A 13,745-nucleotide genomic window follows, 5' to 3' on the forward strand; every position below is an offset into this window, starting at 1 on the left:
AAGTAGTAGCTACGGAAGATATGGAGCAGCAACCTTTGAAGGAAGTGGCAAATAGCCAAAACATAAGGCGGAGGCGCAAACACAGTGCCTGACCGTCTTATTGTCCTTCCAGGACGCGTTTCTTCCTGACATTATAGGAATGGGATGGAGGATATTCATCATGGCTCAGTATACGCCAATGATTCAACAATATTTGCAAGTGAAGGCCGAAGCACAAGATGCTTTTCTATTTTTTAGACTGGGTGACTTCTATGAAATGTTCTTCGAGGATGCGATTAATGCTGCTCGTGAACTAGAGATCACGCTGACCGCACGTAACGGAGGCACGGATGACAAGATTCCGATGTGCGGTGTACCTTATCATTCGGCTGACAATTACATACAGCGTCTGATTGAAAAAGGATATAAAGTAGCGATATGTGAACAGATGGAAGATGCGAGTGTAACCAAAGGCATGGTACGACGCGAAATTGTACGTGTGGTTACACCCGGAACGGTGATGGAAGGCAAAACGCTGGGGGATAAATCCAACAACTACATGGTGTGTCTTACAGGTAATCAAAATACGCTGGCTCTCGCGGCCTGTGATCTGTCAACGGGTGAGTTGTATGTGACATCCGTACCCTATTCCAAGGAATGGCTTAAGGATGAAATCGGCATCTACGAACCATCGGAGCTGGTAGGAGATGCAGCGCTGCTTGAAACGGTAGAAGCCGAGGCGTCTCCAATCGGTCGACCTGTGGTCTACACGTCCTGGACAAAGAATAAGGAAGATCTGGTCCGTCAGCAGTTTGGTGAGGCTGTGTGGGCAAGATTAGAGCCTGAACGTCAGGCATGCATTGCACGTCTTTTCTCCTATCTGAGTGAGACACAGAAACGTTCTCTGGGACAATTAACACAAATCTCAACGTATGAGCCAGATCATTATATGATCTTGGACCCGTTTACCCGCCGGAACCTGGAATTGGTGGAAACCGTGCGTGAACGCTCCAAAAAAGGTTCACTACTTTGGTTGCTTGATCGGACGGAGACATCCATGGGTGCAAGAATGCTGCGTCGCTGGGTCGATAAGCCATTATTGCAAAAAGGGAAGATTAATGAGCGTCTTGAAGCAGTGGATACGCTGTACAACCAGTTTATATTGCGTGAGGACCTGCGGGCAGAACTCAAAGACATCTATGATCTGGAGCGCTTGGTAGGCCGGATTGCGTTTGGTAATGCCAATGGTCGTGACCTGAATGCGCTCAAATCATCCCTGGAGAAAATTCCAGGACTTCGTCAACATTGCGCTGGATCATCTTCCGCAACATTGCAGCATATTGCCGAAACGATGGATGATTGCAATGATCTGCGTGAAGCTATCGGGCAAGCCATTGTGGACGAGCCGCCTGTATCGGTAAGGGACGGAGGTCTGATTCGTGAAGGGTACCATGAACGTCTGGATGAATTACGTGAGGCTTCGGTCAACGGGAAACAGTGGATTGCAGAGTTGGAAGCGCGAGAGCGTGAGGCGACAGGCATTCGATCGCTGAAGATTGGATATAACAAAGTGTTTGGTTATTATATCGAGATCACCAAGTCCAATCTGTCCGCATTGCCAGAGGGACGTTATGAACGTAAACAGACACTTGCCAATGCAGAACGTTACATTACGCCGGAGTTGAAGGAAAAAGAGACGCTGATTCTCGAAGCTCAGGACAAAATGGTTGATATTGAGTATGGACTTTTTGCGGAACTTCGCGAGCGGTTGAACAAAGAGATTGCAAGATTGCAAAAGCTGGCTGAACAGGTAGCCGAAATTGATGTGTATCAATCTTTTGCGGTGATCAGTGCTGAGCGCAACTTTGTACGGCCTACGTTGACCGACGGTTATGATCTGGTTGTGGAAGAAGGACGTCATCCGGTCGTTGAGGCGGTCATGCGAGATGGCGCATTTATTGCCAATCACACAGCAATAACCAAGGAAGAGGCACGTATTCTGCTGATTACTGGTCCAAATATGGCTGGTAAGAGTACGTATATGCGACAGGTCGCTTTAATCTCCATTTTGGCGCAAGTAGGTTGTTTTGTACCTGCGGGTCAGGCGGAAGTGCCGATCATGGATCGCATTTTCACACGGATCGGTGCCGCGGATGATCTCATTGGTGGACAAAGCACATTCATGGTGGAGATGGCCGACATTCAGGTTATGACAGACAAAGCCACACCACGCAGTCTGATTATTATCGATGAACTGGGACGGGGAACGTCAACCAGCGAAGGTATGGCTATCGCACAGTCTGTTATTGAATATGTACATGATATTATCGGATGTAAAGCCCTTGTATCAACTCATTTCCATGAGCTTGCTCATCTGGAAGAGAGTCTGGACAAGCTGGCCAACTACTCGATGGCGGTGCAGGAGAGCGGGGACAAGGTGAATTTCCTGCGCAAATTGATTGCCGGAGCAGCCAGCAGCAGTTATGGTATCTATTGTGCACGTCTTGCAGGTCTGCCTGATAGCATTATTGAGCGAGCAAATGGACTGTTGCATGGGTTCGAACATGCGGCCGCGCAAGTAGCGGTGGGCAGTGAATATATTTCGACTGAGAAGCAGGAAGCAGGCTTGAAATTAAAAGGTGCAGAGCTCCAGCATACGGATTCAGCACCATTGATCCGGGAGCGCGAGATTGCGGAGAGTGCAGAGTACACACCTTCTATTGAAGATTCGGCCGGAAAGCAACATGCCAAGAAATCAATTAGCAAAGCACAGTCCGGTGCAACCCATTCAGATGTGGTTCAACTGTCCATCTTTGGGGATGATGAGCCGAATGTGGCAACGAAACCGGATGTAGTTGCGGAGGATAAGCCAGCGCGAGAATTCATCCGTACGATGAAAGATATCGATGTCATGAATATGACGCCTCTTCAGGCGATGCAGATATTAAATGATCTCAAATTAAAGGCACAGCAATTATCCTGAATATAAGGGAGGGGAAAACCTGTGGCGAAAATACATGTGTTAGATGAACATATTGCCAACCAGATTGCGGCGGGTGAAGTGGTCGAACGGCCTGCTTCGGTTGTCAAAGAGTTGCTCGAAAACTCGGTGGATGCAGGCGCCACCAAGATTGAAGTAACAGTGGAAGAGGGCGGACTCCTCAGTATTCGTGTCAAAGACAATGGTTCAGGTATCGAGCCAGAGGATATGGAAACTGCCTTTTATCGTCATGCGACCAGTAAAATAGCTCATGGCCGAGATCTGTTCCAGATCACAAGTCTTGGATTCCGCGGAGAAGCCCTGGCGAGTATTGCCGCAGTGTCCAAGGTAGAGGTATTATCGGCAAGTGACAATGACGGGCGAGGACGCCGCATTTTAATTGAAGGTGGGAACCTTGTTTCTCATGAAGATGCAACCTCACCCCAAGGTACAGATTTTGCAGTGAGAGAACTATTTTACAATACACCAGCCAGACTCAAATATATGAAAACGATCCAGACGGAACTGGGACATATATCAGATGTTCTTTACCGGATGGCGATGTCTCACCCCAATATTTCGTTCAGACTGCGACATAATGAGAATGTGTTGCTTCAGACGTTGGGCAACGGCGATCTGCTGCAAGTGGTTGCAGCGATCTATGGTACAAGTGCAGCGAAGGCGATGCTTCCCATCCAAGGAGAAAGTCTGGATTACCGGGTGAGTGGGTTGATCAGCCTGCCAGAATGGACACGAGCGAATCGTGGTGGTATGTCTACGATTGTTAATGGGCGATTTGTTCGCAATTACGGTCTCAATCAGGCGATTCTTAAAGCCTACCATACCTTGCTGCCCATTAATCGTTTCCCACTTGTCGTGGTGCAGTTGGAGATGCACCCATCTCTTGTGGATGTGAACGTGCATCCGGCCAAGTTGGAGGTTCGCTTCAGCAAGGAACCAGAACTGTATGAATTTATAGAAACGACGTTGCGAGGGATACTCCGGCAGGAGGTATTGATTCCACAGGTCAAAAAACAGCAGATTCGACGTGGAGACGATAGTGCCTTTATCCAGGAACAATTCCTCTTTCCACGTGGTCCGCTGAAAGATGCATCTGATGCAGAAGGATGTGGGCAACAAGGTCCACTTGGGAAACCTACTGTTACACCGCTGAATTTAACTGCCGAAGATGATGATCTGGATTTGGATGCTCCGGCGGATGTGTCTACAGCACAGTTGGTATCTGAACATGGTCACTCAGTGCCGTTGCCCGAAGCTCCACCTGAGGTTACACAGCCCCCGGAGCAGTTAGAAAGTTGGAACGGGGATATTTTGCAGAAGATTGCTAGTCATGACGGGGGACAGGCATCCGCTAACGTGCAGGAAGGTACCAAGGATGTAAGTGCTAGTTCTACCGAAACTGTTCCCAAATCTGACCTCTCTTCTCGAGATGGTGGGGATCGTGTAGCAACAGAAAAACCACTGGCTGAAGGCAAACCGGCTACCTATCGTTCCGATTCCGTAACTTCACCGGTTAGAGAAGCACGTTCATCCTACAATCCATCTTCGATTGCGAGAGAAGAACGAACGTGGAAAACTTCAGGATTGCCTGATGCCACTAAACTTGCTGCTGCCATTAAATCGGATGCATCCATGCCCGCATTTCCGGAGCTGAGTCTGATCGGACAGCATCATGGTACGTATTTGATCGCGCAAAATGACCAAGGTTTATATTTGATTGATCAGCATGCCGCTCATGAACGCGTGAATTATGAGTACTATTACGAGAAATTTGGTAACCCTGCTCAGGCCTCACAAGAGTTACTGCTGCCTATTACGCTGGAGTTTACACCTTCGGAGACGGAAAAACTGAAAACAAGACTGGCCTGGTTCGAGCAGGCGGGTGTATATTTGGAGCATTTCGGTGGACAAACGTTCCGCGTGCGTTCCCATCCGTTCTGGTTCCCCAAAGGGGACGAGAAAGACATTATCGAAGAAATGTCCGAGTGGGTACTTAGCGAACGCAGCATAGATGTGGCCAAGATGCGGGAAGCTGCATCTATTATGTGCTCCTGCAAGGCGTCCATTAAAGCGAACCAAAAGCTGACGGATCAGGAAGCAGAAGTGCTAATTCAGCGTCTGGGTTCATGTCGTCAGCCCTACACTTGTCCACATGGGCGGCCGATTGTGGTTTCATTTTCAACGTATGATCTGGAAAAATTATTTAAACGAGTGATGTAGCTATTTAGGGGGACATTATGTACATTACAACCGGTGACAAGGAGATTGCCTCTCAGGTGGAGCGTGCGCGTAAGCTCGCCGAAACGACAGGAGGTACCTACGTACCGCGCAATAGAACGTCTTTACCCAAACTGATTGAACATTATGGTATCAACGAAATACTGGTCGTGCTCAATGGCAGAGCCCGCTTGTTTCGCAAGGATGCAACGGAGCTTGAGTTTCACCCCAGTATGGGATTTGTTCGCGCTAAACGTGTTCTAAGAGGTGAAGCCGATCCTATGCTGGAAGCTGGTGCAGTACTCGAAGGGGACACCATTGTGGATTGTACCGCTGGACTCGGTTCAGATGCGCTGGTATTTTCGGTTGCGGCTGGGAAGAATGGACAAGTCATTGCATGTGAAAGTTCTCAACCGCTCTATACCCTGCTGCTGGAGGGCATGTCTCATTATAAGAGCAATCAGCCCTTGGTGGATGAGGCTTTCCGGCGCATAGATCTGCGGCATGTGGATCATCTTGAGTTGCTTCGTTCCATGCCGGATCGAAGCTGTGACACCGTATATTTTGACCCCATGTTCCGTGAGCCAATGATGGATTCAAGTGCTATACAGCCCTTGCGAGATTATGCAAATGCTCACGCGCTGGATGAACAGAGCATTATGGAAGCAAAACGAGTTGCCCGTAAACGTGTAGTCATGAAAGAAAAGCGCGGCAGCGCGGAGTTTGACAGGCTCGGATTTGAAATACTTGATCGGGCGAATGCAAAAACCCTGTACGGAGTGATTAATGTTGAAAGTGGAAGTTAAACCAAAACCTAAACTGCTTGTGCTGGTTGGGCCAACAGCAGTAGGTAAAACAAGAATGAGCATCGAGCTTGCCCAAGCTTTCAATTGTGAGATTATCTCAGGAGATTCGATGCAGGTATATCGTGAAATGGATATCGGAACAGCCAAGATTACCTCTGAAGAAATGAAGGGTGTACCTCATCATCTGATTGATATCCATGAACCGGAGTATCCGTATTCTGTGGCCGAGTTTCAGGAGAGTTGCACACAATTGATTAGTGAAATCCATGAACGCGGTAAAATGCCTTTTATTGTTGGTGGCACCGGTCTATATGTGGAATCAGTATGTTACGGCTTCCAATTTTCGGATAGCGGTTCTGATGAAGCGTTCAGAGAGGAACAATTCAGCTATGCTGAGCTAAATGGAGCTCAGGCTCTTCATGATCGATTGAGGGAAGTTGATCCCGTTAGTGCGGATCGTCTGCATCCAAATGACCAGCGGCGAATTGTACGTGCGCTTGAGATCCATCACCTGACAGGCGAGAAGTGGTCTGATCAGCTGGCAGTACAGAAGAAAGAGTCGCCTTATGACCTTCTTATTGTTGGTTTGACAATGGATCGGCAGAAGTTGTACGCCCGGGTAGAAGAGCGGATTGATCTGATGATCGAACAAGGTCTGGTGGATGAAGTGAAGTCCCTGTTGGAACGTGGAGTGGCCAGAGGTCATATTTCCATGCAAGGACTAGGGTATAAGGAGATTGCAGCGTTCTTGCAAGGGGAAGTGAGTTGGGAAGCTGCGGTTGAGTGGTTAAAGAGGGATACACGTCGGTTTGCCAAACGGCAGCTTTCCTGGTTCCGCCATATGAAGGATATTGAATGGGTGGACATGACGGATACCCAGGATTTTGAAGGGAAATACAAGCAGATAAGTGAATTGATTACACGGAAATTTGATTGATTTGAGCGATTATTAGTATCTTTCTGACAGGCATCGATTAGATCAAGATATGTAAACCTCTACCTTTTAGTCTTCAAAAGGATAGAGGTTTTTACTTATCACTAGAACAGATGGTAGAGATCAATCATTCGCCAAACAACGATTAAATGTGCTTTAAAATGAAGATTTTGTCCCTCTTTTGCAAAACAGACAAGCGGTGTATAATGGATAAGTCTTCTATTTGTTCACCTCGCCAAGAATGGGTGTAAAATAGCAGACAAGGGGTTTTTGTGGATTATATGAAACTGTTCATGATATAATAGCACGAAAGCTACTCAGCGATATTGAATATTACTTGAACACGAATTCAAATGAACCAATGGGGGTACGGCTAATGAACAAGTCCATCAACATCCAAGATACGTTCTTGAACCAACTGCGGAAAGAGAATATTCCTGCTACGGTCTATCTGACCAACGGCTTCCAAATCCGCGGGACGATCAAGGCATTTGACAATTTTACGATCGTCATTGACAGCGACGGACGCCAGCAAATGGTCTACAAGCATGCCATCTCCACGTTCACGCCGCAACGCAGCGTATCGCTGATGCAGCAAGATAACAGCGGCGAAGCTTAAAAAAATTACGAAACCTTTTCACCAACCATTTCGTCTACAAGTATAGGTATTGAAACAGAGCAACCTGAATAAAGGGTTGTTCTTTTCATTCCGGGCAAAATATGTTTAATATATGCCTGAGCCTACAGACGAATAGAAATTATGCAACCGAAAGGGAGTCAGGAGGTAACATGCCAAACGATCCGTTGTCGAGGTCTAACAATCGCAACAACAATAACAAGTCACCCAAAAAAGCGAAGCCAAAGACCTCTAAAAAGAAAAAAATTACGGGTAAACGCGTTGGATGGACACTGTTTTTCACAATGGCAATCGCCATATTCTGTGCACTAGGCGGATATTTATTTATTATGGTGAGTGGTGAAAATCTGCTCAAAGCCAACAAGGACAAAACCACAATTAATGAAACTTCAAAAGTATATGATCGCAATGGCCAATTAATGGGGGAGCTATCCATTCAGAAGTTGGAACCCGTCAAAGAAGATGATATTCCTGAGCTGGTGAAGCAAGCCTTTGTTGCGACGGAGGATAAACGCTTCTACGATCACCAAGGTGTGGATATCTGGTCCATTGGGCGTGCTGCGGTTAAGGACGTTATGGCTCGTTCCATGGTGGAGGGCGGTAGTACACTAACCCAACAGCTTGCCAAGAACATGTTCTTGTCCCGTGACAAAACGTTCTTCCGTAAAGCAACGGAAGTATCGATTGCCATGGCATTAGAGCGCAAGTACACAAAAGACGAGATTCTGACGATGTACCTGAACCGGATTTTCTTCGGTCATCAACGTTACGGGATTAAAGCAGCATCTGAATTTTACTTTGGAGTTACTGATCTCAAGAGGTTGAAGTTGTGGCAAATTGCTACATTGGCAGCTATGCCGAAAGGGCCTTCTGCCTATAATCCGGTGAGCAATCCAAACGACTCAAAAGCACGTCGAGGTGTGGTATTGCAGCTGATGTATGAACAAGGCTACATTACCAAGGCGGAGATGGACGAAGCAAAAGAGATTAACTATAACTACAAGCGACCAGAGAAAGACAGGAAGTATCAAGGTTTTATAGATTATGTGCTCCGTGAAGCTGAACGAGTAACAGGTAAAACGGAAGATGATCTGAATATCGGCGGATACAAAATCTATACAACTATGGATGCTCAGGCTCAAACAGCCATGGAAACTGCGTTCACAGATGATAGTCTGTTCGAGGCAAGTAAAGATGATCAACAGGTTCAAGGCTCCATGGTTATTATGAACCATGAGAATGGTAGCCTCGTTGCCCTCCTGGGTGGACGGGATTATCAGACTAAAGGTTATAGCCGTGTAACGCAGAGTCGAAGACAACCAGGTTCAGCTTTTAAACCGATTGTGTCTTATGCACCGGCACTTGAATCAGGAAATTACAGTGCCAATTCGTCGCTGAGTAATGCGAAGCAATGTTTTGGTAACTATTGTCCTGGTAACTTGCATGGATATTCTTCAACGATCAGTATGACGGATGCCATTACAAAATCGGAAAATATCCCTGCGGTTTGGCTGCTTGATAAAATAGGCGTTAACACAGGCATTAATTTTGCCAAGAGTGTAGGTATACAGCTGACAGATGAAGACAAAAACTTGGCGATTGCCCTCGGTGGTCTAAGTAAAGGTACAAATACACTGGAAATGGCGCAAGCCTATAGTGCATTTGCCAACCTCGGAGAATACCGTCAAGCCTATTCGATTAAGGAAATTAAGGATAGCGCAGGCAAAACAACGTACAAACACGATAACTCGGACACAACGCGTGTCATGAGCGAGCAAAATGCGTATCAGCTTACACAGATGCTGCAGAACGTTGTTAATGACGGTACGGGACGTTCAGCACGTCTGGATCGCCCCGTAGCGGGTAAAACAGGAACTGTTCAAAGTGGTATCTCTGGCAACAGTGCCAACCGTGATGTATGGTTTGTTGGATACACACCGGAATGGACTGCCGCAGTCTGGATGGGCTATGACAATCCGGATGCCAATCACATGCTTAAGAACAGCAGTAAGCTGTCGGCAGCTTTCTTTGCCAAAGTCATGGGAGATGCTTTAAAAGGCGTTCCAGTGAAGCAATTCAAAGCACCAGCTGGAGGGCAGGCACCTCCGCCAGTAGAAGAACCAGAAAAGCCGGCTCTGTCCGTTAGTGGGCTGAGTGGATCATACGATCCAAATGCACAAACCGTCTCCCTAAGTTGGACTGGAACGGGTGACGCGAGTACGCAATATCGGATTTATCGGAAAGAAACATCGGAAGCCCAGTTCACTCATCTCATTGATGCAATAGGAGCGACCAATGCACAAGATTTAAGTGCGTTGCCTGGTCTAACCTATGAGTACTATGTGACAGCTTACGACTTGGCATCAGGACTTGAGACGGATCCTTCCAACACCATTTCCTTGATGATTGAAGCACAGGAAATGCCGCCGGAGGAACCTGATCCTGGTATAGACCCTGGAACAGAGATAGATCCTGAGCAGCCAGGTACGGAGAATCCGGACAATGGTTCACCGGATAATGGCAACTCGAACGGTAATAACGGTAATGGTAATGGGAATGAAAATGGCAACAACGGAAATGGTAATGGTAATAACGGAAACAATGGCAACGGTGGTAATAACGGTGGACCCGGCCAAGGAAACGGTCAACCTGGGGGAGGAAACACGACCCCACCTGGCCAGGGAACAACAGAGCCAGGCGGTACCGGTGAAGGCTCCGATGATGGGGCCGTAACGACGCCGGGCGAGGTTGTAACTCCGGACAGCGGAACGAGTGGGGATACTGGAGGAACAGATGCACCTGCAGATTCTCAAGCTGGAACCGGCGGTTAAGCCAATGAATCACTAAATAGCTACATTAAAAAACTGCTTCCCGGAATTTCGGTGAAGCAGTTTTTTTGTTATACGGAACCAACTGTAATAGCGGCTGATTTGATGAATAGGTGGGACAAAGCTTCATTTTGAGTGTAAACCTTAAATATGGTAAGCTGTAACTATTCGTAATACGTTGTGCAAGAGCGGGCCCAGAGCGCTGGAATCCATCAGGCGGACGTTATTACATTGTTCACCAATAACATCAGAGCAGGTCACGGACCTGTAGTCGGCAAAGAGGGGTTCGTATGAAACGGAAATTCGGGGACCGCGCGAACTGGCGCCGGATTACGAACCGACAATTCACATGCCGGTTCGTTCAATCCAAAATTTTCACAGGTTATATTACGTTGTACACCATACAGGATTTGAAAGAACCTTTGTGGAAAACTTATGGAGGCAGTACCTTCTGTATCGCAGATAAAGGTTATTCCTGGCTGCAATACTATCCGAAGGGAGAGCACTTTGTTGTTACGGCGATGTTTGACGATCAGGAACGGATTGTAGAGTGGTACATTGATACATGTCGTAGTCAGGGGATAACCGATCAGGGCGTTCCTTGGTTTGATGACCTGTATCTGGATGTCGTTGTACTGAAAGATGGAGAAGTATTTTTGCTGGATGAAGATGAGCTTGAAGATGCACTGTCACGGAAGCATATTACTACAGGCGATTATGACTTGGCTAACAAGACGGCAAAGGAACTGCTGCATGCCATTGATGCACATGTATTCCCATACTTTCAGTTATCACTGAAGCATAGGAAGAGTTTGTTTGAGAACGGAGAGTTTCGAAAAAACATTCAGATTTGATACATGTACCTATCCGTAGAATTCTTCATGATCCTTCTAATATTGGAGCACCTGATAGAATACATTAATAATCAGGAGAGTTCAGCCCGATAAAATAGAGGTGATGGCGAATGAACGGACGGGTCATGGCTGCAGGAGAGCAACCAGGAGGCAGACCATCCAGACAAATTAATATTGTGTTGCGTAACCAGGAACCTCAGATGTTGGTCAAAGATGAAGCAGCGGCAGTACAGGCAGCCAAGAGTGTAACCAAACATGCGCACTTCCAGGAGATACAGGGTGAATTGGAACAACTGGTTGGACTTGAAAATATCAAAGACTTGGTATTTGAAATTTATGCTTTCCTACAGATTGCTCAGATGCGCACTGAAGCAGGCCTACTTAGTGGTGCGCACGTGTATCATATGATCTTCAAAGGCAATCCGGGAACTGGTAAGACCACCGTGGCGAGGATCGTTGCCAAACTCTTTCAGAAGATGGGGGTGTTGAGTAAAGGTCATCTTATTGAAGTAGAGCGTGCGGATCTGGTTGGAGAATATATTGGTCACACGGCGCAGAAAACAAGAGATTTGGTCAAGAAGGCACTCGGTGGGATATTGTTCATTGATGAAGCTTACAGTTTGGCCCGCGGGGGAGAGAAGGATTTTGGAAAGGAAGCTATTGATACGCTTGTAAAATCAATGGAAGACAATAAAAACCAATTCATCCTCATATTGGCTGGTTATTCAGATGAGATTGATTTTTTTCTCCAGACGAATCCGGGATTACCTTCTCGCTTTCCCATTCAAGTGGAGTTTCCAGACTATAGCATTGATCAGTTGATTCAAATCTCTGAGATTATGGCCAAAGAGCGTGATTATATTCTAATGCCTCAGACCATACTCAAACTTAAGCAGCATTTGCTTCAGGAAAAAAATGATTCGCTGCATGCGTTCAGTAACGCCAGATACGTTCGTAATGCCATTGAGCGTTCGATCAGGCATCAGGCGGTTCGTTTGTTGGAACAATACTCAGAAGGCAGTCCGGGAAAACTGGAGCTGATGACAATCCGTACAGAGGATTTGAACTTTGAGCGAAAGTAAGCGATAATATAGTTTTTACACCAGCCGGCCGGGCCAACCGGTTCGGCTTAAGGCATGCCATGGCATATTCGTGGCAATGTATATCAATTAGTAATTAGAGGGAGTGAACATATACATGACAAATGGCACGCATGATACAGATATGGTCAAAAAAGATCGCGCCGTCTTGGTGAGTCTTGTTACGGATGATGTAAAACGTACAGGTATCAACCCTGAGTACTCTTTAGAGGAACTGGTGAAACTTGCCGAGACAGCTGGAGTGGAAGTGCTAAGTGTACTTTCTCAAAACAGGGAAAAACGTGATACCAAATGGTTCATTGGTAAAGGTAAGGTGGAAGAGCTTCGTGCGATTGCAGAGGAACTCGGAGCAACTACAGCTATTTTTGATCAGGAATTGTCAGGTGCACAGGTTCGTAACCTGGAAGAAACCCTCGATCTCAAAATTATTGACCGTACCCAATTGATTTTGGACATCTTTGCACAACGTGCCAACACTAGAGAAGGTATTATTCAAGTGGAATTGGCTCAACATAGCTACTTGCTGCCACGTTTGTCGGGTCATGGCAAGAACCTGTCCAGACTCGGGGGCGGAATCGGAACAAGAGGCCCAGGTGAAAGCAAGTTGGAGACAGACCGCCGTCACATCCGTGGTCGTATCGATGATCTGAAGCGTCATCTGGAAGAATTGACTCGTCATCGCAAGTTGCATCGTGAACGCCGCAAAAAGACAGGTATTGTTCAGGTGGCCCTCGTTGGTTATACCAATGCTGGAAAATCAACCTTGCTCAAACAGTTGACGGCTGCAGATGTGTATATTCAAGATCAGCTGTTCGCTACTCTGGATCCAACATCACGTACGATGGAACTTCCAAGTGGGAAAGAGATCGTACTTACCGATACGGTTGGTTTTATTCAAAATCTCCCGCATGATCTGATTGCAGCATTCCGGGCAACGCTGGAGGAAGTGAATGAAGCAGACCTGATCCTGCATGTTGTGGACGCCTCATCAGCTATGCGTGAAGATCAGATGCGGACGGTTAATACGATTCTGCAAGAACTTGGTTCAGGGGACAAGCCGCAGTTAGTCCTGTATAACAAAAAAGATGCGTGCACACCAGAGCAGCTTGAGATGCTTCCATTGGATAAAGGTCATATTAAGGTAAGCGCATTAGACTCTGAGGATCTGCTTAAAATCCGTGAATTAATTCAGACAGAGCTGACAGGTGATACGAAACGCTTCCGTATTCCGGCAGAACGTGGTGATCTTACGTCGGTACTCTACAAAATTGGTGATGTAGTGGATACCAGCTTTGAAGAGAATGATGTAATTTATGAAGTTGAATTGCAAAAAGGTGAATATGAGAAATTTGGTTATATGCTTGAAGAATTCATTGAATTGTAATATTC

At 46.6% G+C, this 13,745-nt stretch carries 9 protein-coding genes; all 9 read left to right on the plus strand.

Translation table 11 applies throughout. The features are described from left to right. Positions 1 to 160 precede the first annotated feature (160 nt). Complete coding sequence (gene mutS, locus BLS69_RS05685) at positions 161 to 2,962, plus strand: DNA mismatch repair protein MutS (RefSeq protein WP_091029281.1); 2,802 nt, start codon at positions 161 to 163, stop codon at positions 2,960 to 2,962. 21 nt (positions 2,963 to 2,983) lie between these two features. Continuing rightward, positions 2,984 to 5,200 carry a DNA mismatch repair endonuclease MutL gene (mutL, locus tag BLS69_RS05690; protein ID WP_091029283.1) on the plus strand — a complete coding sequence of 739 codons (2,217 nt, stop codon included), beginning with the start codon at positions 2,984 to 2,986 and terminating at the stop codon, positions 5,198 to 5,200. A 17-nt stretch (positions 5,201 to 5,217) separates the two neighbouring features. Further along, positions 5,218 to 6,003, plus strand: a complete 786-nt coding sequence (locus BLS69_RS05695) for a class I SAM-dependent methyltransferase (RefSeq protein ID WP_091029285.1) — start codon at positions 5,218 to 5,220, stop codon at positions 6,001 to 6,003. Beyond that, positions 5,984 to 6,940, plus strand: coding sequence for a tRNA (adenosine(37)-N6)-dimethylallyltransferase MiaA (gene miaA / locus BLS69_RS05700; protein WP_249912392.1), 957 nt, complete (start codon positions 5,984 to 5,986; stop codon positions 6,938 to 6,940). Before BLS69_RS05695 ends, miaA begins: the two co-directional genes overlap by 20 nt. Before the next feature lie 373 nt (positions 6,941 to 7,313). Further along, complete coding sequence (hfq, locus tag BLS69_RS05705) at positions 7,314 to 7,556, plus strand: RNA chaperone Hfq (RefSeq protein WP_017687918.1); 243 nt, start codon at positions 7,314 to 7,316, stop codon at positions 7,554 to 7,556. Positions 7,557 to 7,726: 170 nt separating this feature from the next. Continuing rightward, entirely contained in the window at positions 7,727 to 10,405 is a 2,679-nt protein-coding gene (locus BLS69_RS05710) for a transglycosylase domain-containing protein (protein WP_091029287.1), read from the plus strand. Positions 10,406 to 10,692: 287 nt separating this feature from the next. Next, a complete protein-coding gene (locus tag BLS69_RS05715) occupies positions 10,693 to 11,256 on the plus strand; it encodes a ribonuclease FAU-1 family protein (RefSeq protein WP_091029289.1) in 564 nt (187 codons plus the stop codon). Between the two features lie 110 nt (positions 11,257 to 11,366). Next, a complete protein-coding gene (locus tag BLS69_RS05720; RefSeq protein ID WP_091029292.1) occupies positions 11,367 to 12,338 on the plus strand; it encodes an AAA family ATPase in 972 nt (323 codons plus the stop codon). A gap of 115 nt (positions 12,339 to 12,453) precedes the next feature. Beyond that, positions 12,454 to 13,740 carry a GTPase HflX gene (gene hflX, locus BLS69_RS05725; protein ID WP_076331536.1) on the plus strand — a complete coding sequence of 429 codons (1,287 nt, stop codon included), beginning with the start codon at positions 12,454 to 12,456 and terminating at the stop codon, positions 13,738 to 13,740. The last annotated feature ends 5 nt before the right edge of the window (positions 13,741 to 13,745 follow it).

This window comes from Paenibacillus sp. CF095, from assembly GCF_900101225.1.
GTDB lineage: Bacteria > Bacillota > Bacilli > Paenibacillales > Paenibacillaceae > Paenibacillus.